This is a genomic window from Pseudomonas sp. DSV-1 (assembly GCF_035830915.1).
Classification (GTDB): domain Bacteria; phylum Pseudomonadota; class Gammaproteobacteria; order Pseudomonadales; family Pseudomonadaceae; genus Aquipseudomonas.
Genome location: NZ_JAYMYG010000001.1, coordinates 2,734,261 through 2,759,508, shown reverse-complemented (window position 1 = coordinate 2,759,508; position 25,248 = coordinate 2,734,261). Strand labels below are relative to the sequence as shown.

The window sequence follows — 25,248 nt, the reverse complement described above, 5'->3', positions numbered from 1 at the left end:
AGAGCGCTTCTGAAAAACAGCGACTGCTGCATAATGGCTTTGCACAGATGCACACCAGGGAGGACATGACGCATGGCGTTGCAAGCAAATTGGGACGATCTTCGACTGCTGCTGGCGGTTTCTCGGCATGGCAGCTTTCTGCGGGCGGGCCAGTTGCTGGGGATTGCGGCGTCTACGGTGTCCCGGCGCCTGACCCAGTTGGAGGCTGCCCTGGGCGAGCCCCTTGTCGAACGGGGCGTTGAGGGATGCCGGCTGACCTCGCGGGGCCAATCCCTGGTGGACGTTGCCATCGCGGCTGAAGCGGGGTTGAGGCGTCAAGTTGTTGCTGACATCCCGGGATCAGGCGCAGAGCTGTCCGGCAATGTGCTGGTCAGTGCAGGGGAGGGGTTCTCTTCCGGGGTGCTGGAAGCGGTGGGTCGCTTTACCTCCCTGCACCCGCGTTGCTCGGTGGAGTTGCAAGTAACCGCCGACTTTCACAAGATCGCCCGCGGCGTGGCCGACATTGCGATACGCACGATCCATCTCGGTGAGCCTTCGTTGATTTATCGACCCATTGGCCGGTTCGCCTACGGTGTGTTCGCGGCTCCCGAATACCTCAAGCGATGTCCAGGGGGCACGGTGGCCACCGCAGTCAATGTAGCGCTGCTTCCTCCGCTCGACATGCTGGCGCAAATGCGTGCAGCAAAAGCAGCCGGTCTTGACCGGGCCCACATCAGCGTGAACTCGTTTACCGTGCAACTCGAGTCGGTGAGGCGAGGCCTGGGGGTTGGTGTACTGCCCCGTATTCTGGCGAAGGATCTGATCGAGTTGTTCGAGGGTATTGAGCTTCCAGATCTGGACGTCTATCTGGTGACCCGGCCTCAGGCACTGAAGCAGGCCCACATAAAGTGTTTTTTTGCCATTCTGGAGCAGGTGCTGCTCGAAGCCCTGTGCACAGAAGCGGTCGAACGTAGCCATGATTCTGGTCGCTTGCCGCCGGTGCAGCCTTTTGAGTGATCGTTGCTCTGTTCAAGAGCTCAAGGGCATCTGCCCGCTGACGGGATAATCTGTTGCTGCAGCAACATGTAACTGCTTGTATCCTTGCCCCAGGTGAAGGCACACGGCTGCCGTTATTGCCTTTCTCCCACAGTGGCTGGAACGGAAAAATGGATTTTCCATCAGGTAATGACGTGAAGCGTGATACCCATCTGGTTGTTCTTTTGCTGTTTGTTATCGGCTGCTCCTTGGCCTCGCTGACTGTCTGGAAAGTGCTGGCCTCACGTGAGCGGGCGCTGGCGGATGTGAACGTCCACGGGTTGAACCTTACCCAGGCGCTCGCGACTTACTCCGAAGGCATTGTCCGGCAAAGTTCGCTGCTGTTGCTCGGGCTCGTCGAGCGCCTGGAGACTGAAGGCAGCGGCCCCATCCAGATCCAGCGGCTGGGTGCGCTGGTCGACCGCCAGCAGCCCCTGATGCCACAGCTCAGCGGGATCACGATCTACGACAACCAGGGGCGCTGGTTGATGTCCTCCAACCGGATCCCGGCCGGGGCCAACAGCAGTGATCGTACCTATTTCATTCATCACCGCGACGATCCATCCCGCGAGACCTTTATCGGCCCGCCAATCCAGAGCCGTGCCAATCATGAGTGGGTGGTGACCGTCAGCCGGCGCTTCGATGATGCTCGCGGAGCGTTTGCCGGGGTGGTGGCGGTAACTCTGGGGGTTGAGAACTTCCTGCGGCTGTTTGGCAAGATCGATGTGGGGCAGGAGGGTGCAATCGGGTTGTCCTATACCGATGGTACGTTGCTGGTTCGCTATCCTTTTCGCGAGCAGGACATGGGCCGCAACTTTTCGAAGTCGCCGATCTATGCCAAATACCTGGTAGATCGATCCGTCGGTACCGCCTCGTTCACCTCCAGCCTGGATGGTGTGGAGCGGCTCTACGCCTTCCGAAAAAGCAGCCAGTTGCCGCTGATCACGACCGTAGCCCTTGGAAAACGCGAAGCCCTTGCCGCGTGGCGCATGGAGGCATTGCTGTCAGCCGTGGTGGTGACTGCGCTGCTGGGGCTTACCGGCCTGATCGGCTGGTTTTTGATCCTGGATATCCGCCGTCGAACCCAGATAGAAGATCAGTTGCGAGGGGCTCAGCAGCAATTGCTTTCGTCGAACCGCCAGCTTGAGTTGCTGGCGATGAAGGACGCCCTGACCGGCCTGGCCAACCGGCGCTGCTTTGATGTGACATTAGACATAGAGGCGCGACGGGCAAAGCGGGAAGGGACGTCTTTGGCCCTGCTGATGATCGATCTCGATCATTTCAAGCTGTACAACGATTCCCTTGGGCATGTGGCCGGAGACGCCTGTCTGCAGGCGGTTGGCAAAATTATCGAGGAGTGCGTGCGTCGACCGTCGGATGTGGTCGCCCGTTATGGCGGAGAAGAGATGAGTGTCATCATGCCCAACACCGACATTGAGGGGGCGGCGGTGGTGGCGCAACTTATCCTCGATCGCCTGAAGCAAGCCAGCATCCCCCACACCGCCAGCCCGTTGGGACGAGTCAGTGTGAGCATCGGGATGAGTTGTGCCGCAGGTGCACAGCTGGATCACGTGCAGGGTTTGATCGAAGCGGCAGACCAGGCGCTGTACAGCGCCAAGACACTGGGTCGAAACCAGTTCGTGAAGCACTGCGGATGAAGCCCGGGGGGGGGGGCTGGTGTGTGTTCCTCTCGTCGAAATCCCTGACAGAAATATTGACCAGAATCGTCCTACGGCGTTAACTGTATATTTATACAGTAAAATAAGGGCGCGGGTCATGAGCTTCACATTTTTGGGACCTCTTGCGCAGGGCGGGATTGGTTTGCCGCTGTGTTCGTTCAAGATTCCGGCGGGATTCCCATCACCCGCTGCAGACCACATCGAGAAAGTCATCTCCCTTGATCAGGTACTCAATGTGCGTGCGCCCCATGTCTATCTGGCGTCGATTGATGGCGACAGCATGCAGGGGGTCGGGATTTTCTCAGGGGATCTGGCGGTCATCGATCGTTCCATTGAGCCTGCCCACGGCCATATTGTGGTGGCGCTGCTGAACAATGATCCCATCTGCAAGCGCCTGTGCTTGCGCGGCAAGGAAGTGATCCTCCGGTCTGAAAACCCTGGATACCCGGACCGGTACGTCATGGAAGGTGACGACCTGTCGATCTGGGGGGTGATCACCCACAGCGTGCGCAGTCATGGTCATTAACGTTGCTCATTGGCGGTGAGAGGGCCAATGAGCTTCAGGAAATGAGCATCAAGTCACTGTCTTTCAGCTTTTAACGGGCCATCCCGATCGGTAGAATTTTCTGTTTTTTTTCAACAGGAAGTCGGCATGCAACGGATTGTGATACTGGGTAATGGCGGCAGCGGAAAATCGACCCTCGGCCGAGCCATCGGCAAGCGCCTGAACCTGCCCGTGGTGCATCTGGACCCTTTGTTCTGGGAGCCCGGCTGGATCGAACCGGACGCTGAACAGTTCCGCCAGCGGGTCAGCCAGGCAATCGCCCCGGATGCCTGGGTGTGTGAAGGCAATTATGCCCGGCGTACCTTCGACCTTCGCCTGCCCCGTGCCGACGTGATCATTTGGCTGGATACGCCGCGTCTCACGTGTTTCACCCGGGTGATCATGCGCAGCCTCACAAACCGCTCCCGCTCTGACCTTGCAGCAGGTTGCAGGGAGAAGTTCGACTGGGTGTTCCTGAAGTTCGTATGGAATTTCGACCAAGGCACACGCCCGGGTATCGAGACGGTGCGCAAAAAAGTGGGGCCGCAGGTGCCTGTCATCCGCTTGAGGACGACCCGCCAGATTGCCGATTTTCTCGATGCCTTGCCCGTAACTGCCTTGGCGCGCAAGTCGCCTACCTGAAAGTCCTCGTTCTCTATCCAGGATATGCAGTCATTTACTAATGCTATGTGAGTATTGTCTGCGCTAACTATTAATGGGGTAATCAATGATTTAAGACATGACATCTGCGGGATAACTGACATGGGACTTGCGCACTCTGTACAAGTTGTCGCTGTGACGAGTGGTAAGGGGGGCGTCGGAAAGACGACTGTGGCAGTGAACCTTTCTTTGGCGTTGGCGAGTCGCGGAAGGCGAGTCGTCTTGCTCGATGGTGATCTTGGATTGGCGGGTGTTGATGTTGCAGTGGGCGTTATCCCCCGATACACGATTGCTGACTTGATGGAAGGTCGTTGTGCGTTATCGGATGTACTGGTGCAGGGGCCGGGAGGTGTGCGTATCGTCCCGGCTTCTGCCGGTGTCGAGAGCATGGTGAACCTGTCATCCACTCAGCACGCAGGCCTGATCCAGGCCTTCAACGACATCGCCGACAGTCTGGATGTGCTGGTGATTGATACTGCGACAGGTATCGGTAAATCGGTGATCAGTTTCGCTCGGGCCTCTCAAGAGGTCTTGCTGGTGGTCTGTGACGAGCCAGCGTCTATCGCCGATGCCTACGCACTGATCAGGCTGCTAAATCGTGACTACGGGATAAACCGCTTTAGAGTTTTGGCAAACATGGTGCCTGAGTACCAGGGTGGACGCAGCGTGTTCGCCAAGTTGGCGAAGATTACCGATCAATTCCTGGATGTCTCTTTGCAGTACGTGGGAGCGATTCCGTATGACGAATGCGTGCGTAAATCCGTGCAGACTCAACGCGCCGTTTATCAAAGTTTTCCGCGCTCTCAGATCGCCAAGGCATTTCAGAACGTTGCCCTGAGGGTCGACGCCTGGCCATTGCCGGGCAGCCCCAGAGGGGGGCTGGAGTTTTTCATTGAGCAGCTCATTTCTAACTCGAGAGGGTGAGAACACGCTGTAAGCAGGAGGCTGGAGGCTGGAGGCTGGAGAAGAGAGTGAATTTTTCACGCACCTGAAAAATCAAGGGCCTGCACGAAGAATCTCATACAAGCCCTTGATTTGTCTGGTGCCTGGACCCGGAGTCGAACACTAAGCCTAACTCAATGATTTCGCTCAGTTGATGGAACGCTTATATATAATATAGGCCTTCGCCCAACGACCAGATAATCACGCCAACATCTTAATACTCATTAGTCAAAGTAACTCCGTTGAAGTCATCGCAACGAGTACCTTTATCATCAGCGAGTGCAACCTTTTGCCCCGTTAACTTTGACAGCGCCAAAAGGTTAAGCATCGCATACCCTGACGAATCGTTCAGGTTGCGAGCATTATTGGCGATCCACCACCGTCCCCCCGTGGTGGATAATTGAACTTCTATGATATTGCCGGCATCCTTATCATCTTTGCCCACCGAGAGTTGAGTGACGGTTCCTTTTGCACACGTATAGGCGCGTGACTGCCTGCTTGACTGATCCCATTCAGCAGAAAAAACAGGAGCGCTTGTACACAGAATTAACAAGCCAGAGACTAAACGCATAGCTATATTCCTCAGCAGTCATAGTTCATCATGATTGAGTTCATTCAAACGGTTACTCACAATAGATTCCAGCGTGAGTGTCATCGGAGAAGACACTTGGAGCTCATCGAGCTTCAAGTCCGATCGTGGTAAAGCCAGGCAGGCTCCAACAATAGGTATCATGCCCACCCATGTCGACCGGCCTGTTTGTCCTGCGACGCCATTTACAAATGGTGTTGCTGCGGCATTTGTATTGCCTGTCATGTAAGCGGGGTTTGCACGGGCAGTTGAAACCTGCAACTGACCGTCAACAACAACATAGGACTCGACATCCCTGATATTTCGAGGAGGTATAGCGCCCGGTGTTATATATTCATTCGCTGTAACGGAAGGTTGATAGTTCAAGGGGGAAACCGGCGTTTGCGGGTTATTGCCGTGCAACGCCCGAAGAGAAGCTTCGGCATTGTAAAAATTGCCGTCAGCTCTGATCCGATAAAGAAATATGTGCTGCCCGGGCCTAGCGAAGGCTCTGGCTGCTGCAACAGTGCGGATATACTGAAAGTCGGCGGCTGTTGACACGAACCCGGAGTTTCTTTGCGACCCTGGCCTGTTCACGCAGGACTCGCCTGAGACATGCGCATGAACATTCACGTTATTCCCCCAGGCCTGAAAACCCGATGAAAATATTTCTTGCTCACCCCGTGTGTCCATTCGCCACACAGTGCTTGGCGGAATAGCAAATGAAAGAGATATATCCAGAAGCATAACGACGCTACTTAAAAACAACAGGCAAATCTTCTTCATGGCTTATTTGTCCTGGCAGCTTAATGTCTACAGCAAAACAATTCGCTGTGGTCTTAATCGGGCTTAATATCGCCCTGCAAGAGAAAAAACTGCAAGTATAAAATAATACCTCGATCGTATAAAGCGTCTCAAGATATTGCTCGCCACTCGATCCGTTTGCCTTTGTAATCAAGTTATTGTGCGCACCATACAAAAGCTAAATACAAATTGTAGTAGCTTGACGCGACAATCGCACTGGTGTCCAAAAATATAGGGGTTAACTGCTGGCGATAAAGAATGTATTGATTGCAGGTTTCTATTGCTGTGGCTCCATGATTTTGGAACTCAAAATCTTTAATAAGCCACTTACTTCTTTCGGTTTAGGCTAAAGCAATTCGTCGTCACTTCTATATCTTTACTTACGGCAGCCATCGGGAAAGTGCAGGCCTTCATCCCAACACTGAGTGTGCCACTGACTGACAGAAGTGATCGCGGCACTGGTATTTACCCCCCATACCTTCGGTTATCGGAAGTCTGATTAATAGCGAGGCTATCTATAAGGCTATTGAATGGGGCTTGTTCACGGTCATTGAGCAAGGTGTTGATTCGCTCCACAGGCTGCATGGCATTGACCTTCGTCGCGTCGAGTGAACATTCCATTACGCAATGACGCCAGGGCCATTGATGCAGTGGCGTTTGCCAATGTACTGTTGCTGAATGCGGGAGACAGGCCGGTGCCGCTGAATGTGTTGAGCCCGTTCATGAACGTGGGGGAGCGTGGGCGACGTATCACTGAAGGGCTAACAATGATGCCGGAGGGGCTCTTGGCTGGGAATGCAGTAGTGTCTACCTAGTCGGGATGCAGCAGAAATGGTGGCTTCGGGTGGCTGTGAGGTCGGCGCCAACGTGACCAGGTACACCACGCTGTTGGTGGTCGGAGATCAGGACATCAGCAAGTTGGCGGGTAAGGACAAGAGTTCGAAACACTTGAAAGCAGAAGAGTTGATCGGCATAGGCCAGAAAATTCGAGTTTTAGGTGAGAGTGATTTCCAGTCGCTATTGGTTCCGTGACCCAACGCATCATCCAGATACGTTCACGACATATAAAAAAGCAAGGAGCTGATGTATGCCACAAATTGCCAATAACGGGGATGCGCGCGTAGCGGTGCTGGTCGATTGCGACAATGTGTCACCAGAGGTGCTGGAGCATGCATTGAAAGTTGTGGCGCAGTTTGGACGAATTGTCTTGCGCCGTGGATATGGAAATCACGGCACGCTCGCCAACAAGTGGCAGGAGGCGTTGGTCAGGCTTGCCTTTACACCTTGTCTTCAGTACCAGTATGCCTCTGGGAAAAACACGTCAGATATCGCACTTGCACTGGATGCACTGGAAGCATTGTTCGATCATCGAGCGGACATGTTCTGCCTGGTTACCAGCGACTCGGATTTCGCCTATCTGTGTCGAAAGCTTCGGGAGCGGGGTGCAGCCGTTTGCATCGTGGGTGAAGCCAAAACCCCGGACGCCCTGCGCAATGCCAGTGATCAGTTCTTCGAATGGCGCAAAGTACATGATCCTGCACTGGCTGATGCTCTGATCCCCAAGGATATTCCAGATCTGCCCAATCCCAAGAAAGAACCGGATCAGGCTGCCAAACCCAAACTCCGTCGTCCTCGTTTTATAGTGGAAGCGGTGTCATTGCTGGCTGGAAGTACCAATGAAGGCAGGGTCACGGTCAGTGGTTTAGGCTCCTATTTGAAGCGGACAGACCCCGCGTTCTCTCCCACTGAGTATGGGCACTCAGGGTTGTTGGACATGCTCAAGACATACGATTTGCTGGAAACACATAAAGAATCTGGCGGTCATTGGACGGTCGGCCTGGCAACGAGGCCTCTCACTGCAGATGAAGCGGGGGGGAGTGGAAAATGAATATTCATTTGAGGCGCTGTTTAGACTTGCGAAACGTACTTGGCTTGATCCGGAGTAAAGATCACTAACAGGTTGGTTTTCGTGCACATCAGCACTTGTTCGGTTTCAGGGTCGACATTCAGGTCTTCTCTCCGTAGACCCTGCCACTGCGCCAGATATTCAAACGATCCAAATTTCTCAAGTCTTGACCCGGCGAGGGGATGTGGTGGCGAAAAAAACAGCCCGAATATCGAATGCGACTCAATGATCTAACCCAGATCGCTCATCTCGTAGGGAGCAATTTCTTTAAACCGTGAGGAACGATCCAGGCTAACTCGTGCACCAATCGCGTTTAGCATTGATGCAGGATCAATGGACTCAAGATTATCGAAGTCCAAAGACGACCACTCTTCCCGAGTGACCAATGCTGAAATTATATAGGGTTCTTCGTCTCGGCCGGTTGCTGGGTCGTGACGTTGAACATAACCCGACACCAGACAGTTCTCGATTGCTGGCAGTAAAGCAAAGACCTCGCCAACCACCCGAAACAATGAACCATGGCACAGCCTGACAAAATCGCGACGAACTTGAGCGTCTGATCGATTTTTGAAGGTTAGCTTGCCATTGCCTTTTGCTTCGGCCGTGCGACGTGGAATATCGCTCTCGTCAGGCAGGTCGACGTCAAGGGCAACACCAGTGACATCGTGGGAAAACTCATAGGACACCAGCGTCTGCTTTGGCCAGGCAATACCGCTGAGTACGTAGTCGAGCGCCTTCTCCATCGGCGCACTAAACCCTTTTGCCGCCAGACGAAATGCCTTCTCTATTTCAGTGCGGTCAAACTCATGAGTATCGCGAGCAACAGCCCAGTCGAGCATGTCTTGCTGGTGCTGTACCTCGGCCAGCTGACGTTCGCGCTCCAACTTGCGGGCGCGAAACATCTTGTCAACGAGGCTCGCGGGTGGGGGAGATGGCATGCTGGGAGCATCAACTGCGAACGGGGATGGAATTATCGGTAGCGACCCCGGTCGAGGTGTTGCCATGTGCACATCGAGACAGGCATAAAGTTCTTTGTTGACAGTCTCGGCGGCCTTGACCAGTAAGGCCTGGATAGCTTCGGCTTGCTCCAGCTTTGCTCGTTTTACCAGTGATGCCGGGATTTCCGTGTCATCGGTGTCTGTGATGAGTAACGTACCATTGTCTTGCACCTTGATCTTGATTGAGCCGCTGTACTCATCCGGGTCAAAAGCAGGTGCCTTGACCGCACGGCGCGGGCTATCCAGTCGTTGCCGATACGACAAACCGATACCCGGCAAGCCAGTGTTCAGGAAAGTGCCGTTGCGGCCCATGGTCATGCTAAGTCCGCGTGGCCCCACAGAAGCGCTGACACCCTTGGTGCTGATGTTCAAACGAACACCGGGGATGAGAGTAATGCGTTTGCTGAATCTAAAAGCCATTTGCGCCTCTTGATATCCAGGTTTCGAATCAAGGTCCTGGTTGAAACCACGATCCCATTACGAGCGTCCAGCGATGTAATCGTCGATATGTGAGAAGTTGCGCGTGCGCGTCATCCATCCCGTCAGCAAGGCAAAGAGCACACTTGTGCCCAGGGCGAGGTTACGTTGTCGGCGTTTTTGGGCCGGAGTACGTGCTCCGCTAAAGATCAGTACGACCATGCACAAGAAGTAGACGGTGAACAGGAGGAGCTTTGCATAAAGCGCCAACAGGAAAAAAATCGAGAAGCCATTGTGGCGCACAGTTTGAATCACGACCTGGAGTAGCATCAGGCCCAATATCGCTGCTGCGGCTATCTGAGCTGTCTGAGTAGGCAACTCAAGCCAGGCTGACGCGATGAAGTATGTGGCGGCAGCCATAAAGGGCGTCAACGTCGTCCATAAAGCGTCGGTATAGCAGCTGTAAATGGTCATTGAGCCTCGTGAATGAAGCCAGATACACACAACCAGCAACAGGCTCATGATCAACACAGCAATTTTTACCGTCCGCCAATCCGTCGAGTCATCCGTTGCGTTGTTGGAGGTCGTTGCTGACGGCTGTTGGTCTGACACTGCACTGGATTGTTGCCCTTGGCTCACAGTCGCTGCTGGTATGGCGGCGAGTTGAGACTGCTTTTGTATCGTTTTTGTGGCTTCTGTCGCAGCCTGAGCGACCGCTCCAGGGGCGGGTGTTGTATCCAGGACTTTTAGACGGGTTGTCATCGTCTCGTTAACGCATGCCTGAGTCACGCAGGCGTCACGATGTTTCAGCCACTTACGCTGATCGGCACGGTACTGGGTTTTGTTCTTGCTAGACGCCAAACCAGCAACGTAGGCAGAGTTAAGTTGCTCGTCTAAACGCTCAAGATGAGGGTTGCTGCATATCTGGCTTTCAGCAAAGGTGCTGGCTTTTGTGCAATCGAAACTGGTCGCGTGGGTTGAGGCGGTTATCAGGCAAATTACAAAAAACGAAATGCTCAGTAGTCCCGTACTCAGACGAGTCATGGATAATCCCTTAAATTCAAACTGAAAAAGCCGGCCGCAGGGACCGCAATCAGGTAGTCCTTGAAGCCATTGCCATCATTGAGCCATCAAAGTATGAAGCGAGCGAAGGGTAAATTGCGAGATTTAAAACATGGAAGGGAGCTCTGAGACGCTCTTGTTCGAACGTGATCGACCAAGCGCAAGAGCTACCAAGTCGGACTGACTCAAGCTTGCGTTGCGAAGCTCTCCCGTAAATCGAACTCAGGATGTACTGAAAAGGTTGGGCTGGAGTGAATATGAGAGAGAAATTCGGACAACAAAAAACCTGCACAAGGCAGGTTCTATGCGGGTTTCAGAGACCTCTTGGGAAGTCTTGAAACAGAGAAGTGGTGCCCGAACCCGGAATCGAACCGGGACGCCCTTACGAGCGGGGGATTTTAAGTCCGATAATAAACCTATACATATCAGTAACTTGTGTGTTTCTACGTTCCGCAGTCAGCCAGCTGTAACTGGCCTGAAAGCCTTTATTTTCAAGGGGGCTTTTTTAATTGCGGAACGAAATTTCTACTTTGTCGGCATCACTTTCAGGCCCTTGCGGCGCCGAATGTACTGCTCTGTCATACCGACAGTGGTGTGCCCAAGTTGGTCTCGAGCATCCCTGATGCTGCCTGTTGATTCCTCCTTGTCCGTTGCAGCCTTTGCGCGAAGATCGCGCATTTGAAACGCTGACTTTTGAATTCCGGCCTTCATCCGGGCCGCGTCAAATCGTCCTCGCAACATGCTCGTGGTCATCGGCTGCCCGTTGTCCATGACAACCAGTCGCGTGGATCGAATCTTGTGCCCCTTTTTCCTTTCCAGTATGTATTTTGAGTTGTAATGTTTGGGTGCACCGCAGTTGCTTGAACTACAGGGGCTGCAGTCACGACGGGCGTTCTGGTATACGTAGTACATGCAGCCTTTTGGGTCGTGAGTCATGCTAGAACCTCTAGCACCTGATTTTTGATGATTACGTGTAGAGTTATTGCCTTAACCGTAAAGAAATCCGGTTGATAGTATTTGTGTGCCAGGGCTTTAAGCTGCTCTTGTACGGCTCCAAATCAAGAACAGCACTGCTTGTGCATGCACTGTGGTAGACCCATCGAATCCCCTGCGTTGCTTTAGTCTGTTGGAGTTACAGGACCTCATCCTCTCCATTAAGCGACGACTATTCCTTACGTGAACAGCGCACCCACCCAGATCGCCCCTTCCAATGTGTCGTGGATCGAGAGGGAGATCCATTTCATTCCGGGTCAAAATAAGTCCAAGAGTCCATGTTGTCGCGTATTACGCGCCCCGGAAGAGTGAAAATAGTTATTACAGGTATGACTTCGTACTTTTCGCGGTAGCTGGTGAATTTTAAGGGGGAGGGGTGGTTATGAAGCTTGCTTTAGGTTTTAATATAATAGCCGGTAAGGCATTTTGCCATTGCGTAGCTTAGGAGGCTTTTCATGGCTATAGATTGGAATTTAGTTGCATCAGTCGCTGTACCAGTCTCATGCCTTTTTATCGGTGCAATCATTAATCGCAAGCTTGAAAGGCGACCTGTAATAGTTTCTTTTTTTGGGCATGCATCGTCATTTAGCATAAATTCGAATGATATTGCTCCGATTACAATTAATACGCATACGGTTGTTATTCGTAATGTGGGTAAGCGTAGCGCAAAAAATCTTCGTGTGAGTCACGCAACACTGCCAAATGTGAATGTTTTTCCACAAATACCTTACCACGTTGAAAATCTGCCTGATGGCGCTATAGATTTAGTGTTTCCTACAGTCGTACCAGGTCAGCAAGTTACAATTTCATACCTGTATTTTGCGCCGTTGCTTGTGACCGGTATAAATATAGGCATTAAACACGATGATGGGTTTGGAAAAGCAATATCAGTAATATTGCAGCGCCAATACCCTTCGTGGTTAATAAGGCTAGCAGGCTGGTCAGCAATTATTGGAGCTGTAACGGTTATGTATGGGTTTATAAAAGTTGGTGTGATTTTTGGTCCTAAAATTCTTAGTTTTTTTGGAGGGGTGTGATAGTTAAAAAGCTACTTGGTTACGGATAATTTCAGTCGTTGCGGATGGGCGCAACATCTGTTGCTAGATGAGGCTTGTTAGTCCGTTTTATTGTGATATGAAGGAGTGTTGTACTTTGAAGGATGAACTGTTAATTCCCTTGGTGGGGACCGTTATAGTTGCTGGCATTGCTGGTGCAATCTCTTTGACTGTAACAATTCTCGCGAAAGATCAGAAAATATCAGAGTTTCGACAGCTGTGGATAGATGAGCTGCGAAACGATGTTTCTAAGCTTGCGGGTATTTTACATATGTTGCTTGCCCTAACGGAGCCTGTCAAAAAGAAGGGTGGCGATTATGCATATGATTTTGCGATGTCCAGCAGAGATCATTTTGTAGATATAAATAACCTTCTTGCACGTATACGTTTGCGGCTGAATGTGAATGAACATACTCATATGCTAAAGCTGCTCAAGGAAATTGACGAGTCTGAAGGTTTGAGCAAAAAAGAGTCAGAGGCTCAAATTCAGGATTTGGTAACTGAAACGCAGGTGATTCTAAAAGGTGAGTGGGGGAGAGTGAAAAGAGGTGAGAGGTCTTTTCAAGTCTTGAAGTGGACCTCGGCGATTCTTCTTGTCGCTGGTATTGGGAGTGCAGCCTGGTATTTCTTTCCAGTTTAGATTGTAATAGTCTTCATTGGCTTGTTACAGGCTCGATAATCTCGTTTTTAGGGGGGCTGAGTTTGAAAGAGGTTTTTATTACGAAACTCCTGCGCCAAGTTTTACGATGGTATATATCCGTGGAGCGAAGGCTTTATAAGTGGCTGGCAACGGCTAGAGCCCAGAGCGCACAGATGATGAGTCATCAAGGTCAAAGCCTCCCCCTACTCAGTAATATCGGCCTTAAGCCATGAGATCCGTGATTGCTGTTGAGAACCCGGCGGCACTCGGAGCCACAATCCTTCATGTGCAGCTATACGTTTTTTGGCAGACTAAGCCGGTGGTTACTGTACTGATTTGGCCATTTCCGACCTCTTTAATTTTGTTAGGCGCCATTTGATGTCAGGTTTGGTCAGCACAGATATTCTTATGCGCCTCAAACGTGACTGCCGAAATAGGCGAATAGCACTAACATCACGCTCATGCGAAAGGCCCAGTCGCGCAGGATTAGCCCCAAACGCTTGCCGCTGAATGGCGCTGTCCTAGCTTCCAGTTCACGAGCGTGACCGGTAGCGTTGTTGTGACCGAAGCGCTCGGCGATTATCTTGCCGGTGGCGCGTTCAACCACTTCGAAGTTGTTGTTTCCGCTGGGCTTGACGATGAATCGCGGCGCTAAGGCTGGAGCAATAATGTTTGGCTTTTGATAGAACTCAGCCGTAGCTTGGCGTGTACGCTCGCGCAACCCTTCTAGAATTACGCAGCGCTTAGCAAAAGATGGGTGTATGGAGTTAGGCATGGTCGATTCTCGACAGAATTACGATTATTTTTCAGTACTCAGGCCTTGCGATGAGGCGTAGCTGACAAATAATTACATGTATGAAAAAGCCCAGTCGAAACCGGGCTGTGTTGCACTCTTAAAACGCCACCGTATGTAAGAGCAAGGCTGTGCGGGTGCGTCCGGTGTTGTTAGGTTTTCATGATTGAGCCCTCCGGTTTTTTCGTCGCTGAGGTGTAGGGGGGGGGGACACCATGATCTATTAGCCTGGCAGCCACCCCTCAAAATCCAATCAGTAAATGATCTGAGGAAATACCATCTGATTAAGGTGAAATCGCTTTCTCGCGCTCCGCTTTAATCAGTTTATAAATTTCCTCTCGGTGTATCGTCGTGCTTGCTGGAGCACGGATACTTAGCTTGACTTGCTGCCCGCTCACGCTCAGCACTTGAATGCTGATGTCGTCGTTGATGCGGATGGTTTCGCCTACGCTTCGTCTAAGTGCCAGCAAGGATCTGCTCCTGAATTCGTTGAGTTTTTAGGTTGTCTTACGTCTGATTGTCGGACAATAAGCCTCAATATTTCAGAGCTTTGCAAACTTCGCAATATGCAAATGGTCTAGTCCGTACGTTTTGCGGATTGAATCTAACTGGCACCTTTAAGTGCAGTCTTTATGATTTGAGGTTGAAATTGCAGACGCCGGAACTGCCCGGTATGCATTTGGATTGGCCCGCTTGTTTCCCGCCGCGTTTCTTGTGTTGGCGGGTAAATCCAGCTCAGGAGATTTACGGGGCTTTACGATCCTAGCGCTACAGCACGCTTGGACACGCTTCGATCACTCTCCGATACAGCCTGCGCTTTGGCACGCAGGTGACCGGGCAGTTAGCGACAGGCTGTCGTAGCGCTGGTTGACTCGGGATACACGTCCAACTCCATCGCTTAGGCTCGTCGAACCAAGCGCATTTCAGCGGGACGATGCTCTGATGGGCGTCGGTCGCGACGCGTCATTCCTCCGCGAGTCGTTGTAGGATTTTTCGCTCAGCCATAGCTGGCGAAATACGGCGACGCTTCAGGATAGTGCCGGAGTCAATTTTGTCGGGGCGGGTCGGGAGCACAGGCTTGAATGCGAAGCCGCTCACCTGTGTGATCTGCCCGCCAGAATTGAAGAAGGCCGCTTTTGCGGCATCCAGTTGGGCTTGCCTCTCGGCGCTTGCGAGGATTTGGTTATCGATCATGCCGCTTTACTCCGCAGTTTTTGCTCGTAGCTATCGATCAGTACTTTGAAACTCCACAGGTCGGATTCGAGCTTTTCGATGTAGTCGTCATCGCGCTTGAATTCCTGCAGCCAGAGCTGGCGGCCGACAGGCTTGAGCAGCGGGCAGTACATCCCGATATGCCACCACTTGCGGCCGGTGATCCACATGCAGCCCATCACCTGGTCAAGGATTTCGCTGGCGTCATTGTCGATGTGGTAGGCGCGCAGCTTTTCAGGGGCCAGGAAGCACTTGTACTCCGAGCCGCCATCCTCACCGATGAAGCCGTCTGCGCTGGCGCCAAATGCGTGGTCGTCAGTTTTAACCAGCCCGACTTGGGTGACGATGAGACCTGTCTGGATTTCATGCTCCATCCGTGCTTCAGGCTCAAGGTCATGGCCCCGGCGCATCTGCCAGGTTTCAAAACCGTTATCCAGCGGCTTGCCGCCAATGCGCTCTACTGCCAGTTGGAAGGCGTAGTTGAGGGCTGCTGCTGACGGCTCGCCAACGGTCTCACCATCAAGGGCGCGCTGAACCACTTCTGCCTTCGGGCCAGCCTTGTAACCGGCGATATCGCGTGCAGCGCTTTCGCTGCGTCCCTCCAGAATGGTGCTGACGTATTTCTGTTGCTGAGAGGTCAGGCCGTTCACTTTGGAGCGGGCGGTGCTGAACATACTGGCCGTGATAACTCCAGCGCGTTCTTGGTGCCAGGCTTCGGAGCCCTGAGTGCAATTGACGATGATCATGGGTTCACCTCTGCAAATTCGATTTCTTCTTCATCGGCCGCGGGTTGAGGCTCGGCGTCAACCGACGCCGCTTTCAGTTCTGTACCGCGTGCAACCACGGCGGCCTTGAATGCGTCGTAGGAGGCCATGTCCTTGACCTCGTTGATTGCCGCCACACCAGTCTTCCAGATCTCCGTCAGCGTCTCGGGCGTTGCGGCTGCATTGGCCTGAGCGACCAAGTGTTGAGTCAGGGCGTGATCCACTTGCTGTGTAACAGGGGTTTGTTTGAGCCCTTCATCCGTCTCGGTGTTCAAGTAGTGAATAGCATTTTCGAGTCGGTCCGTTTTCGGCCAGTATTTGTAGGCCTGCTTTACACAGGTTTTCTTGGTCATTTCGCCCGGGTCAGTGACCCAAGGGCAAAGCTTTGAGTTGTCCTTAACGTAGGCCTTCCAAGCTTCTGAGCGGTCACGGATCGCGGTTACCTCGGCCATGCTCATCGGGTGGGTCAGGTAGTCGCCGTCTGACGTTTTGATCACCACATAGACACCGATGACCATTCCTTGTCCATAAGGCCCATATACGAGATATCGAGGCATATCTTCCCTTTGCGAGGCACGAAGTAAGCCTGCTTTTTGGCGGGGTTCAGGCTGAGGCCGATGGAGGCAATATTGGTGATGGCGTCTATTACCGCTTGGCGGTTCTGCAAGGCGACTTTGAGGGTGAAGCTGTTGCCTTCCAGTATCTGAATGGCGAAATTGGCTTCGCGGTCGAAGTTCAGTGAGGGCTCGGCCTGCACGGCCAAAAATACGTCACGGCAGGCATAGATGTCCTGCGAGACAACTGCCAGATCATTGTTCATAACGACCTCAGTAGGTGATGGCGATCGCCGGGATCTTGCGTTGAGCGATCAAGGTGACGGCCTGTCGGGCGCACTCATCGGGCATGCCACCGGCAATAAAAGCGTCCAGTGCGGCACGGTTGATTTTTGCCTTGTGGGCTTTGTCAGCTTCGCGGGCTTTGGCCTGGCGCTCTTCCTCGGCTTTGGCTTCGTTCTGGCGCCGGATTTCATCTTGCCTGGCCTGTTCAACGGCCTGCGCCTGGCGCTGGATGGACGCCGAAGGATATCCCGATTCAAGCCAGCGGCCAGAACGGCCGAGCTAATCTGACCAGCTACATCTAACCCCGCAAAGCGCAGGTATTCTTTTTTCCTGAGAAAGTCATGCCCATCACTGCGCAGTTGCCGGCGTTTTTGTTCCTGTTTTAAACACTTCGATGAAGCGGTATCAGATTTGTGGCACCAAGCGGGTGGCCGCCCTTATCGTTCAGATTGGCCATGAGTCTGGCCAGTTCAGACGCACCGGACGGCCTGCCGCCGGTGCACACCGATCGGCTATCCACCCCAACAAAACCGCCGTCGAGCAGGCCACCAAGGCGCGCTTGACGGCGTTCAACTGCTCGACTGCAGGTGTGCGGCTGGAAATGCCGGGGCGCACCGATCTATTCGCTGAACAGATGATCAACGCCCAGGGATTCAAGGACGGGCTCAATGGTGAGTATATGGTCGACTCTCGGGAATATGTGTTCACCCAATCCGGTTGGTCGACGGCGATCGAGTGCAATGCCGGCAAGAAGTCTGAGAAGACCCTGAAAATCGTTCAGCTCTAACCCGGCGACCATCACATCTGGGCTCTTTCGAGGTGGTGATAAACCAATCGTCAGCGGCGAATATGGATCTTTCGCTGAGTTAACGTGCTGGGAAAAGTCCCCGTATCGCCTCGAACTGCATACAGAGTCGCTCTGTAGATCGCAGTCGATCGAGAGCAGTGAAGGTCACGTATCTTGCGATACGCCCACATCCATCCACGTTTAGAGGCTGTACTCATGACGTTGCTTCCGGGCAATTATTTTAGGAGTTGGAACAATATCAAATAGCCACTAACGAATGGTATAGCTCTAAATATTAAGTATTTGTAAAAAGCTGGAGGCCTTATGCCTATTTCAAAGCAGCACTTGCTGCAGATCCTCCCGAACGCCGGCCAAGTTGCCGGCGTTTTTGTTCCTGCCTTAAACATTTCTATGAACCGGTACCAGATTATAGGCACCAAGCGCGTGGCCGCCTTTATCGCTCAGATTGGCCATGAGTCGGGCCAGCTCAAATACGTAAAAGAAATCTGGGGCCCAACGGCTGCCCAAGCCAGATACGAAGGTCGCAAAGACCTAGGTAATACCGTGGTCGGCGACGGATCCAAGTATCGAGGGCGTGGCCTGATCCAAATCACCGGCCGGGCCAACTACATGGCTTGCGGTGAAGCGCTGGGCCTTGACTTGATCAAGCAGCCCGAGCTACTGGAGACGCCTGAGCATGCCTGTATGTCGGCCGCATGGTTCTGGGCGACCAAGGGTCTCAGCACCTTGGCTGACGCTGGCCAGTTCGACAAGATCACTCAGCGCATCAATGGTGGCCAGAATGGCGTGGAGGATCGTCAGGCGCTGTATGCCCGTGGGCTCAAGGTGTTGGCGTGAAGATCGATGCTGTGAAGTGGGGCGGGGTGCTGCTGGTCAACCTTGCCCTGATGGCTTGCAGCGCATGGGCTGCATGGGAGTGGCAGGCCAATGCCTACGGTCAGCAGTTGGCCGCCAAGGAAACCACCCGCCAAATCGAGCGCACCAATCTGGCCAATGCCAACTCCGCGCAAATTTTGGCGGAGCAGGACAAACGCCTCGCTCTGGAGCAATGGCTGGCAGCCAGTGACCAAGCCCATTACCGAGCCCTGAGCGATGAAAAAACCAAACAAGCACGCCTGCGTGATCGCCTTGCTACTGCTGACCTGCGGTTGTCAGTCCAACTCAACGCCACCGCAACTGGTTGTGACGGAATGCAAGCCACCACCAACACCGACGGCGTGGTTTATGGAGCCCGTAGAGCCCAACTTGACCGAGCGCATGCTCAACGAATTATCGAAATCACCGGCGACGGCGATCAAGGACTGATCGCGCTGCAGGCCTGCCAGGCCTACGCCAAAGAAGTATCAGGCACGAAATAAAAGGAGCGGCCGAAGCTGGATGCGTCAACATCCAGCCCGGCCAACAATTCCGAAGTTGAGTCCTGCAAGGGGCGGGTGTTTCTCTCAAACCATTCTCTAGAGGTCCGAATAGAGGCTCGAAAGAGGTGACAGGATCTCCTTCCACACCTTGTCACGCAGATGAGGCAGTTGACTCTTTTCCAGTTCGGTGAGGCCGTAGTGGTCGGGGTTGCTCAGGACATTTTCGAACTTGACGATGCGGCAGTTGTAGTCGGTCGTGTCACGTTTTTCGTTAACAATATAGATGGGCAGTACCTTTAGGTTATACAGCCGAGTCATCCCAAGGGTTTTGCCAATGTCGAACTTTACGGAGTAGGCAAGTTTTGAGTTGCGACTCTCTGGATGGAAGCTCACGAAGTCGCCGAAAGCGTAGATGACCAACGCATCCTGCTTGCCATGCCGTGGAATCACTTGCGCTGGCTGGCTGACGTGCGCGTGGTTGCCGAGGATGGTGTCCACGCCGCACTCGATAACCTTGTGCGCGGCATCAACAGTTTTTGCATGGGGGTACATTTCGAACTCCCAGCCCCAATGGCAGTAGGCAATGATCCAGTCGGCGCCCTTGGCCTTGGCGGCAGCGACCTGTTTTTTTATCAGGGCGTAATCCGGAGGCGGGTCAACGTCGTTGAATCGCACTTCGTTGGCCAGGTAAAGCTCCCCATTCCGTGAGTGACCGTTGAGGTCAAATGTGTAAGACAGGAGAGCGACTTTGATGCCGTTTTTTTCCACCACGACGACATCATCCTGCTCGACCTGACTAAGGGCAGTGCCGGAATAGTAGGCCCCTGACTTCTCAAGTACTTTGAGTGTGGCCTCCACGCCTTCCTTGCCCCAGTCCATTGCGTGGTTTGTCGCTGTGCTGAAGAAGTTGATCTTCGCTTCATGGCGGAACTTGTTGAACATCGCTTCAGAGGTGTTCATTTGCGCCGGCTTGCCAGTTTGCTGGTGGCGCCCTATAGGCTTGCTCTCATCAACGGTCGACTCCAGGTTGGCACTAACGATGTCAGCGGTGCTGTAAAAATCTGTGATGTCGTCGAACAGGTGCTGTGTGTTTTCAGGCGTCAGCACATCCACCGCAAGCAAGTCTCCCGCACATGAAACTGAGAGGACGGGAATAACCGGGAACACACCCCCTTGTTCAAGTGAGGGGTCACTCAGGTTACGGAACTTCAAGGTCTGGTCAGCGAAGAATCCTTCGAGCCCCGACTCTTTTTCGGCAACTTCAAGTTGATTAAGCCAGTAGCGGTAGAGCCACTTGGTCTTCTGGAAAGTATTGCCCGAGATGTCATACACGCCTGATTCGGGCTGCGGGTAATGAAACTGGTCATAGCAGATGTAACTCATTAGCAAAACACCAAGCCTGAGCAGGGTGCGCTGGTGTATCGGGTCCTTGAGGGCAGGGGGAAGTACTCCAAATCCGGGATCATAAAGGAGTTTCTCGAGCATGATCTCCGCCTTGAGTAATTGAGATGGGTCGGCGAGCACCGACTGAAGCCTCTCCCAGACCCGCTTCGGGCCCTGCTGTGCAATCCAGCCGAACAACGCCCGCGCGTAAGCCTCTTCCTCGGGGCTGATGGTCTCGACCATTTCCAGGTCGCCATCAGCAACGCGCCGCAGTATGTCGATGGTCTCGGCTTCGTGCCCATCCAGGCAACACTTGATTGACCGTATAAGATCCTTTAATGCTTCAAACATATAAGCATTCATCCTGAATATCCTCTTGGTTTGCTTGATGATTACAGCGCAAGTCGGTTTTAACTATGTACTTTCGGGGTGTCGGCCAGCCCGAGTCGGGTGAGCTCAAGCACGTCTTGCGCCTGCTGCAGTACCCGGCGTTTCCATGGGTCGGTATCAATATAGAAGGCATCGCGCAGTTGGCGTTTGATCTGCATTAACCGTTCTGTTGGGACAGCTGCTTGGTTGTGCAACCACTGATCGGCACGCAACGCTTTGAGCACCATTGGTCCGGGTTTGGTGCCGTACTCCAAGGTCAATCCGTTGTATTGCGCGTCGGGGCATTCCTGCATCACGGCTAAATCAAGGGTGCCGTTTAAAACGGCTGATGAAGAAGTACCTTGTGTGCTGAGAGTGACCTGTTCACCCCACCAGCTTCGTGCCCGTGCAATCGCGTCCGGGGTATCGCGTCCTTTATAAATGCGCTCTCCCACGCCACTGGGACCAAGCCCTGTATGCACATCGATCCAGCCTATGCGCCGACATTGGCCGCCATAACGTCGAATAATCTGGCGAACGTGTACGTTGCTCCAGGTGGGCTGGGTGCCCGCAAAAAACAAGCCGTCAGGGTCGTTGTGTTGGCCTCGGGTGATGGCCGACTGCAAGGCTTTGGTGCCGTGGCGTAACGCATATCCGAGGAGCCCGAGGGTACTGAGCAGAGTGGGCGGTTGACGCCGTGGCACCAGCAACGGAGCGATTGAGGTGTATTCGGGGTTACCGGGCAAAGGCCGATCGAAGTCCATGAAGTTGCGATTGATATCGACATTGTCTTCGTTGACGCGACGCAGCCAGGAGAAGCCATAAGGGTTGACCGCATGCACATAAAGCACGGCCATATCCTGATCCCGACACTGCCTGCTCCAATCATGATTGCGCAGATGATCCACCTGAACAGCCGAGCCGCAAAAGCCTTCAACGCCATGCACGCCGCTACTCACTACAAGCAGGTTGGCTGCTGTGGGTGAACCAAGAAGTGCGACATCAAGTGCCAGTTCTTCTCCATCGCGGCCGGGTAACGGGTGAACGCGGGATTCAACTTCCAGATGGGCATAGGCGCAAGCCTGCAGGAATTTTTGCCGAGCTTCGGCGTAGCTTTGTGAAAAGCAGGATACGTCCATCAAGGATGTCCTATTAACAGTCGTGCCAAATTTGGCGATCAGGGAGTGGGGGTAATCACTGCGCGATGTGGGCCGGGCAGGCAGTTGAAGGGGCGGGCTCGGGAAGGTTGGCGTTAAGTTCGCGACGACTGCGCTCAGGGTCGATGAGCACCAGGCCAAGTACGGTGAACACTAAAAGTGCGATCCCGAACAGGCCAATCGCCAGTTCGAAACCGGTGACTAAATCCCCCCCCTGCCAGCCGATGGCCTGACCCACCAGAAGAGGCGCGAGCATGCCTGCGGTGGTCAGCAAGGCGATGTGGATGGCCAGCATACTTCCGCGTTGGCGGGCCGGTGCGATGTGGGCGACGATGCTAAAACCAAAGGCTGACAGCAAGTTAAGAAGGATACTGCCCAGAAGAAACAGCCCCAGCGTGACCGTCAGCGATGTCGAGCTAAAGCCCATGATGATGTAAGCCACGGATGCGATCAGGCATGCCACGAGGGGCGGAATAACCATCGCCTTGCGGATGCTGGCGCCACGCTTCATTGCTCGTTGGGCCAGGCTGGACACCAGCAAGTTCATGAAGATCACCCCCAGCGTGGTGGCGAGCACCAGATAACCGGACTGCATCGGCGTCATCCCCAGCCCTCTTTGCAGGTAGGTGGGCAGCCAGCTGTAAAGCAGGGCATTGGGCAGATAGCTACAGAAAGCGACCAGAGTAATGCAGACAAACGTGCGATTGAGCAGCAGTCGGCTGTAGGGCAGTGTGGGCAACAGGCTGCCATTGGCGGCTTTTGTATCGTCATGCTGGCCTTCGCGGCCAAACAGTTGCCACAGCAGCAGCCACACCAGGCCAACACCTGCCAGCAGCACATACCCCGTACGCCAGCCGTAATGCTCAATCAAGGTCGGCAGGGCCAGGGCGCCTGCGATGGCACCTAACATGATTGCGACTTGAATCAGCGCCGCTGGCAGCACCCGCTCGCGGGTGGCATACCATTTGAAACAGGCGTGCTGGGTGACGGCTGTGCCAGGGCCGCAACCGGCGCCCAGCATGACGCGGCTGATGAGCAGGGTTACGAAGCTGCTCGACAGGGCGGCGAGCAATTGCGCGGCCATCCAGACCAAGGCCATGCCCGAAAGGATCCAGCGGCTTGGCATGCGGTTGGCCAGAAAGCCCACCAGTACCCCAGAGATGGAATACAGAAAAAAGAACGCGCTGCTGATAAAACCGAACTGCTCGGGCGTCAGTTTCAGTTCGTCAATAATCTGCGGGCCGGCGAAGGCAAAAATGGTTTTATCCAGCACGCTGATAATCACCACAGTCATCAGCAAAGCAACAACGAACGGACGTCTTTTATCGGGAAGTAAATGCATGGGTATGGCCTTTAATTGAGGAGCTTTTTTAGAAGCGCATGCCGACACTGGCTTCTAACATGCTTCGGTCTGCAACCATGTTGTAATCGCCACCCCCGGTGTTCAGGTAGTTGAGCTCAAAGTTGTAGTCGCTTTTGTACTCGCCCTGCAGTCCGAAAATTTGTGCATAACGCCCTTCGGAAAACACGCCGTCATAGGCGTGCCCTTTAACGTCATACACCAGGGTTAACGAAGGCGTCAGGTCAAGTCCGGGCAAGACGTTTCTATAACGAATCTCCCCTTTGGAACGGGTTCCCCACGAGAAAGGTGTGACGAAACCATCGATTGCACATTTTGCCGCCGGGCCTGTGCATTTCGAACTGTTGCCGTAAGGCGCGCTGCCGAAGCCGGGGCGTCCGTAACGGATGTCGTCAGTGTCGGGCAGGTCGTGGACATATTTGAATCCCGCCTCGGCTGACAACTTCATCTCGCCGCCCAATACAGTGCCAAAAGGATGGCTGGCGCCGAGATTAAGCTGGCTCACTCGAAACCGGTCGAAACCGCTGGCCACATAACCTGTGGGCGTTTTGGACAGGTAGCCCATGGGCCCGTTGCCTCCTAACAGGCCAGCAATGAAATCGGAACCGTTCCAGGCGATCGGTTGATTGGGACGATAGCTGTATTCAGCGTAGATACCTGTGCCACCTGGCAGTCGCGTTTTGAAATTAAGGGCGTACATCCGGATGCTGGTCGGGAAGGCGCGTTGATAATAAGCGGCAATCCCCGTGGGTTTGGCTTGGCCAAGGTTGGCGGCGGGCGGCGTCAGAACGCCGGGGCCGGTACGTACCGCCTGGGTGACTGCTTCGCGGCTGGTGTAGTCAGCGAAATACAGCCCGAACATGCCGACGTCTTGCCATAAATATTGCAGGCTGGCGCCGAACTGATTGTTACTGGGGCGATGGTCCGGGCCACGGGACACGTAATCCAGAGGGTTGTTCAAGGCCTGGCCGTCGGTGGTGTAAATCGGGCGCCCGGCCAGGGAGCTCAAAATACTGCCATTGAGAAGAAACTGATCGCACCCCGGTTGAGCGTAATCGCTGGTCGATAGAAAGGTACCGCAACCCGGATAAGCGCTGGGACGGAACTCAAACTGGTTGAACGCATCGACCGACAGGTTTTCAGTCAGCGTCAACTTGGCGTAAAGGGTCGGCATCGCCACGGTGCGAGCTTCTGCAATTGAAGTGGCTCGACGTGCCGCGGCCCAATCAAAAGCGTTCACTGCCTGTAAGCCGCCGCCGATGGTGGTTGGCGTGACCCAGGGAATCGCCTGATCGCCGAGTCGCACCAGCAGGTTATGCCCGCCAGGCTGGAACGTGCCGTAAACATACGCGTCGTTGATGACTGCATTGGAAAACCGCGCCAGCGAATCAAACCCTGCATCGCTCAGCGGCTCACCGGATTGATAGCCGTTCGGAACGCTGCCGTAGTCCACGTTCTGGTGTTTTTGGGTGTAGTCGTACCAGCCTTTGGCACTCACAAACATGCCAAGGTTTCGGTGGCTCAAATCCGCTTGCAGGTAAGCCTCGGTGGAAGTAGAAACCGCATCGCCGCGCTTGTAGTTGAGATTGCCGTCATTGAACAAATTCATGCCGTACTCGGTGCTGGTCAATCGATGGCTCGGTTTGTCCATGCGCCACACGGAGCCCAGTGAAAAAGCACCTTTCACGTTCAGGCGAGTGTCGTCCTGCTGCCATTCGATACCTTTGCCCAATCCTGACTTGAGATCGCCGAAAGCAAGCTCTCCAGCCACAGCGGAAGCCGTCATGCCAACGGTCAATAAAGACGTGGCCAGCCCTGCAAATACGGGGTTTCGGGTCGCTGCCCACTGTTTTCTTATTGTTGTTGTCACTGACTAATACCTTTATTTTTGTTTCTCTTGTGAATGCCAGGCGTTTTTCAGTC

25 protein-coding genes and 3 pseudogenes are annotated in these 25,248 nt (G+C 53.7%); 12 read left to right on the top strand and 16 right to left on the bottom strand.

Annotated features, from left to right (window positions below; all coding sequences use genetic code 11):
- Positions 1 to 72: 72 nt before the first annotated feature.
- The 5 genes from VSQ83_RS12895 to VSQ83_RS12875 all read left to right on the top strand — a co-directional run bounded on the left by VSQ83_RS12895 (position 73) and on the right by VSQ83_RS12875 (position 4,821).
- Positions 73 to 996, top strand: coding sequence for a LysR family transcriptional regulator (locus VSQ83_RS12895; protein WP_326426949.1), 924 nt, complete (start codon positions 73 to 75; stop codon positions 994 to 996).
- Positions 997 to 1,169: 173 nt separating this feature from the next.
- The gene (locus tag VSQ83_RS12890) at positions 1,170 to 2,672 is read left to right on the top strand and encodes a sensor domain-containing diguanylate cyclase (protein WP_219261942.1); all 1,503 of its coding nucleotides are present in this window, start codon (positions 1,170 to 1,172) and stop codon (positions 2,670 to 2,672) included.
- 118 nt (positions 2,673 to 2,790) lie between these two features.
- A complete protein-coding gene (locus VSQ83_RS12885) occupies positions 2,791 to 3,219 on the top strand; it encodes a LexA family protein (RefSeq protein WP_326397853.1) in 429 nt (142 codons plus the stop codon).
- 126 nt (positions 3,220 to 3,345) lie between these two features.
- Positions 3,346 to 3,879, top strand: coding sequence for an AAA family ATPase (locus VSQ83_RS12880; RefSeq protein WP_326397854.1), 534 nt, complete (start codon positions 3,346 to 3,348; stop codon positions 3,877 to 3,879).
- 120 nt (positions 3,880 to 3,999) lie between these two features.
- Positions 4,000 to 4,821 carry a MinD/ParA family protein gene (locus tag VSQ83_RS12875; RefSeq protein ID WP_219261805.1) on the top strand — a complete coding sequence of 274 codons (822 nt, stop codon included), beginning with the start codon at positions 4,000 to 4,002 and terminating at the stop codon, positions 4,819 to 4,821.
- 232 nt (positions 4,822 to 5,053) lie between these two features.
- Here the strand turns inward: VSQ83_RS12875 and VSQ83_RS12870 are convergent, their stop codons facing one another.
- Both VSQ83_RS12870 and VSQ83_RS12865 read right to left on the bottom strand, forming a co-directional pair.
- On the bottom strand, positions 5,054 to 5,410 hold the full coding sequence (locus VSQ83_RS12870) for a hypothetical protein (RefSeq protein WP_326397856.1): 357 nt from the start codon (positions 5,408 to 5,410) through the stop codon (positions 5,054 to 5,056).
- Positions 5,411 to 5,428: 18 nt separating this feature from the next.
- A complete protein-coding gene (locus VSQ83_RS12865; protein WP_326426948.1) occupies positions 5,429 to 6,193 on the bottom strand; it encodes a scabin-related ADP-ribosyltransferase in 765 nt (254 codons plus the stop codon).
- A gap of 849 nt (positions 6,194 to 7,042) precedes the next feature.
- Between VSQ83_RS12865 and VSQ83_RS12860 the strand changes: the two genes are divergently transcribed.
- Both VSQ83_RS12860 and VSQ83_RS12855 read left to right on the top strand, forming a co-directional pair.
- Entirely contained in the window at positions 7,043 to 7,243 is a 201-nt protein-coding gene (locus VSQ83_RS12860; protein ID WP_326426947.1) for a hypothetical protein, read from the top strand.
- A gap of 55 nt (positions 7,244 to 7,298) precedes the next feature.
- On the top strand, positions 7,299 to 8,099 hold the full coding sequence (locus VSQ83_RS12855) for an NYN domain-containing protein (protein WP_219261808.1): 801 nt from the start codon (positions 7,299 to 7,301) through the stop codon (positions 8,097 to 8,099).
- A gap of 248 nt (positions 8,100 to 8,347) precedes the next feature.
- Here the strand turns inward: VSQ83_RS12855 and VSQ83_RS12850 are convergent, their stop codons facing one another.
- The 3 genes and pseudogenes from VSQ83_RS12850 to VSQ83_RS12840 all read right to left on the bottom strand — a co-directional run.
- Complete coding sequence (locus tag VSQ83_RS12850; protein WP_326426946.1) at positions 8,348 to 9,535, bottom strand: DUF4236 domain-containing protein; 1,188 nt, start codon at positions 9,533 to 9,535, stop codon at positions 8,348 to 8,350.
- A 57-nt stretch (positions 9,536 to 9,592) separates the two neighbouring features.
- Positions 9,593 to 10,576 (bottom strand): lysozyme inhibitor LprI family protein, encoded by a 984-nt coding sequence (locus tag VSQ83_RS12845; protein WP_326397859.1) that lies wholly within the window; start codon positions 10,574 to 10,576, stop codon positions 9,593 to 9,595.
- A gap of 543 nt (positions 10,577 to 11,119) precedes the next feature.
- A pseudogene (locus VSQ83_RS12840) lies at positions 11,120 to 11,416 on the bottom strand (tyrosine-type recombinase/integrase); the annotation flags it as partial.
- 626 nt (positions 11,417 to 12,042) lie between these two features.
- Between VSQ83_RS12840 and VSQ83_RS12835 the strand changes: the two are divergent.
- Positions 12,043 to 12,624, top strand: coding sequence for a hypothetical protein (locus VSQ83_RS12835; protein WP_326426945.1), 582 nt, complete (start codon positions 12,043 to 12,045; stop codon positions 12,622 to 12,624).
- Positions 12,625 to 12,739: 115 nt separating this feature from the next.
- Positions 12,740 to 13,282 (top strand): hypothetical protein, encoded by a 543-nt coding sequence (locus tag VSQ83_RS12830; protein WP_326426944.1) that lies wholly within the window; start codon positions 12,740 to 12,742, stop codon positions 13,280 to 13,282.
- Positions 13,283 to 13,697: 415 nt separating this feature from the next.
- Here VSQ83_RS12830 and VSQ83_RS12825 read toward each other — a convergent pair whose 3' ends face one another.
- The 7 genes and pseudogenes from VSQ83_RS12825 to VSQ83_RS12795 all read right to left on the bottom strand — a co-directional run.
- Positions 13,698 to 14,057 (bottom strand): hypothetical protein, encoded by a 360-nt coding sequence (locus VSQ83_RS12825; protein WP_326426943.1) that lies wholly within the window; start codon positions 14,055 to 14,057, stop codon positions 13,698 to 13,700.
- 302 nt (positions 14,058 to 14,359) lie between these two features.
- Positions 14,360 to 14,545 carry a carbon storage regulator CsrA gene (csrA, locus tag VSQ83_RS12820; RefSeq protein WP_326426942.1) on the bottom strand — a complete coding sequence of 62 codons (186 nt, stop codon included), beginning with the start codon at positions 14,543 to 14,545 and terminating at the stop codon, positions 14,360 to 14,362.
- Between the two features lie 493 nt (positions 14,546 to 15,038).
- A complete protein-coding gene (locus VSQ83_RS12815; RefSeq protein WP_326426941.1) occupies positions 15,039 to 15,269 on the bottom strand; it encodes a hypothetical protein in 231 nt (76 codons plus the stop codon).
- Positions 15,266 to 16,033, bottom strand: a complete 768-nt coding sequence (locus VSQ83_RS12810) for a lambda exonuclease family protein (protein ID WP_326426940.1) — start codon at positions 16,031 to 16,033, stop codon at positions 15,266 to 15,268. Before VSQ83_RS12810 ends, VSQ83_RS12815 begins: the two co-directional genes overlap by 4 nt.
- The gene (locus tag VSQ83_RS12805; protein ID WP_326426939.1) at positions 16,030 to 16,569 is read right to left on the bottom strand and encodes a recombinase RecT; all 540 of its coding nucleotides are present in this window, start codon (positions 16,567 to 16,569) and stop codon (positions 16,030 to 16,032) included. Before VSQ83_RS12805 ends, VSQ83_RS12810 begins: the two co-directional genes overlap by 4 nt.
- Positions 16,545 to 16,871, bottom strand: coding sequence for a hypothetical protein (locus VSQ83_RS12800; protein ID WP_326426938.1), 327 nt, complete (start codon positions 16,869 to 16,871; stop codon positions 16,545 to 16,547). The genes VSQ83_RS12805 and VSQ83_RS12800 overlap by 25 nt, the downstream gene beginning before the upstream one ends.
- Before the next feature lie 7 nt (positions 16,872 to 16,878).
- Positions 16,879 to 17,127, bottom strand: a pseudogene (locus VSQ83_RS12795) (hypothetical protein); the annotation flags it as partial.
- Between the two features lie 218 nt (positions 17,128 to 17,345).
- On the opposite strand from VSQ83_RS12795, the pseudogene VSQ83_RS12790 reads away from it, so the two are divergent.
- The 3 genes and pseudogenes from VSQ83_RS12790 to VSQ83_RS12780 form a co-directional block, all read left to right on the top strand.
- Positions 17,346 to 17,677: pseudogene (locus tag VSQ83_RS12790) on the top strand (phage late control D family protein); the annotation flags it as partial.
- Positions 17,678 to 18,001: 324 nt separating this feature from the next.
- On the top strand, positions 18,002 to 18,535 hold the full coding sequence (locus VSQ83_RS12785) for a glycoside hydrolase family 19 protein (protein WP_326426937.1): 534 nt from the start codon (positions 18,002 to 18,004) through the stop codon (positions 18,533 to 18,535).
- A complete protein-coding gene (locus VSQ83_RS12780; protein WP_326426936.1) occupies positions 18,532 to 19,056 on the top strand; it encodes a lysis system i-spanin subunit Rz in 525 nt (174 codons plus the stop codon). Before VSQ83_RS12785 ends, VSQ83_RS12780 begins: the two co-directional genes overlap by 4 nt.
- Positions 19,057 to 19,152: 96 nt before the next feature.
- On the opposite strand, the gene VSQ83_RS12775 is transcribed toward VSQ83_RS12780, so the two are convergent.
- From VSQ83_RS12775 to VSQ83_RS12760, 4 genes are read right to left on the bottom strand one after another with little or no spacing between them, the layout of a single operon-like run.
- Positions 19,153 to 20,802, bottom strand: coding sequence for a CapA family protein (locus VSQ83_RS12775; protein WP_326426935.1), 1,650 nt, complete (start codon positions 20,800 to 20,802; stop codon positions 19,153 to 19,155).
- A gap of 47 nt (positions 20,803 to 20,849) precedes the next feature.
- Positions 20,850 to 21,947 (bottom strand): M14 family metallopeptidase, encoded by a 1,098-nt coding sequence (locus VSQ83_RS12770; protein WP_326427716.1) that lies wholly within the window; start codon positions 21,945 to 21,947, stop codon positions 20,850 to 20,852.
- 55 nt (positions 21,948 to 22,002) lie between these two features.
- Entirely contained in the window at positions 22,003 to 23,307 is a 1,305-nt protein-coding gene (locus VSQ83_RS12765; RefSeq protein ID WP_326426934.1) for an MFS transporter, read from the bottom strand.
- 28 nt (positions 23,308 to 23,335) lie between these two features.
- Positions 23,336 to 25,195 carry a DUF1302 domain-containing protein gene (locus VSQ83_RS12760; RefSeq protein WP_326426933.1) on the bottom strand — a complete coding sequence of 620 codons (1,860 nt, stop codon included), beginning with the start codon at positions 25,193 to 25,195 and terminating at the stop codon, positions 23,336 to 23,338.
- Between the last annotated feature and the right edge of the window lie 53 nt (positions 25,196 to 25,248).

What these genes read in the sequence shown, in the direction of transcription:
- VSQ83_RS12895 (WP_326426949.1), top strand. Translation starts at nt 73, where the DNA reads ATGGCGTTGCAAGCAAATTGGGACGATCTTCGACTGCTGCTGGCGGTT.
- VSQ83_RS12885 (WP_326397853.1), top strand. Translation starts at nt 2,791, where the DNA reads ATGAGCTTCACATTTTTGGGACCTCTTGCGCAGGGCGGGATTGGTTTG.
- VSQ83_RS12880 (WP_326397854.1), top strand. Translation starts at nt 3,346, where the DNA reads ATGCAACGGATTGTGATACTGGGTAATGGCGGCAGCGGAAAATCGACC.
- VSQ83_RS12875 (WP_219261805.1), top strand. Translation starts at nt 4,000, where the DNA reads ATGGGACTTGCGCACTCTGTACAAGTTGTCGCTGTGACGAGTGGTAAG.
- VSQ83_RS12870 (WP_326397856.1), bottom strand. Translation starts at nt 5,410, where the DNA reads ATGCGTTTAGTCTCTGGCTTGTTAATTCTGTGTACAAGCGCTCCTGTT.
- VSQ83_RS12865 (WP_326426948.1), bottom strand. Translation starts at nt 6,193, where the DNA reads ATGAAGAAGATTTGCCTGTTGTTTTTAAGTAGCGTCGTTATGCTTCTG.
- VSQ83_RS12860 (WP_326426947.1), top strand. Translation starts at nt 7,043, where the DNA reads ATGGTGGCTTCGGGTGGCTGTGAGGTCGGCGCCAACGTGACCAGGTAC.
- VSQ83_RS12855 (WP_219261808.1), top strand. Translation starts at nt 7,299, where the DNA reads ATGCCACAAATTGCCAATAACGGGGATGCGCGCGTAGCGGTGCTGGTC.
- VSQ83_RS12850 (WP_326426946.1), bottom strand. Translation starts at nt 9,535, where the DNA reads ATGGCTTTTAGATTCAGCAAACGCATTACTCTCATCCCCGGTGTTCGT.
- VSQ83_RS12845 (WP_326397859.1), bottom strand. Translation starts at nt 10,576, where the DNA reads ATGACTCGTCTGAGTACGGGACTACTGAGCATTTCGTTTTTTGTAATT.
- VSQ83_RS12835 (WP_326426945.1), top strand. Translation starts at nt 12,043, where the DNA reads ATGGCTATAGATTGGAATTTAGTTGCATCAGTCGCTGTACCAGTCTCA.
- VSQ83_RS12825 (WP_326426943.1), bottom strand. Translation starts at nt 14,057, where the DNA reads ATGCCTAACTCCATACACCCATCTTTTGCTAAGCGCTGCGTAATTCTA.
- VSQ83_RS12815 (WP_326426941.1), bottom strand. Translation starts at nt 15,269, where the DNA reads ATGATCGATAACCAAATCCTCGCAAGCGCCGAGAGGCAAGCCCAACTG.
- VSQ83_RS12810 (WP_326426940.1), bottom strand. Translation starts at nt 16,033, where the DNA reads ATGATCATCGTCAATTGCACTCAGGGCTCCGAAGCCTGGCACCAAGAA.
- VSQ83_RS12805 (WP_326426939.1), bottom strand. Translation starts at nt 16,569, where the DNA reads ATGGTCATCGGTGTCTATGTGGTGATCAAAACGTCAGACGGCGACTAC.
- VSQ83_RS12800 (WP_326426938.1), bottom strand. Translation starts at nt 16,871, where the DNA reads ATGAACAATGATCTGGCAGTTGTCTCGCAGGACATCTATGCCTGCCGT.
- VSQ83_RS12785 (WP_326426937.1), top strand. Translation starts at nt 18,002, where the DNA reads ATGCCTATTTCAAAGCAGCACTTGCTGCAGATCCTCCCGAACGCCGGC.
- VSQ83_RS12775 (WP_326426935.1), bottom strand. Translation starts at nt 20,802, where the DNA reads ATGAATGCTTATATGTTTGAAGCATTAAAGGATCTTATACGGTCAATC.
- VSQ83_RS12770 (WP_326427716.1), bottom strand. Translation starts at nt 21,947, where the DNA reads ATGGACGTATCCTGCTTTTCACAAAGCTACGCCGAAGCTCGGCAAAAA.
- VSQ83_RS12765 (WP_326426934.1), bottom strand. Translation starts at nt 23,307, where the DNA reads ATGCATTTACTTCCCGATAAAAGACGTCCGTTCGTTGTTGCTTTGCTG.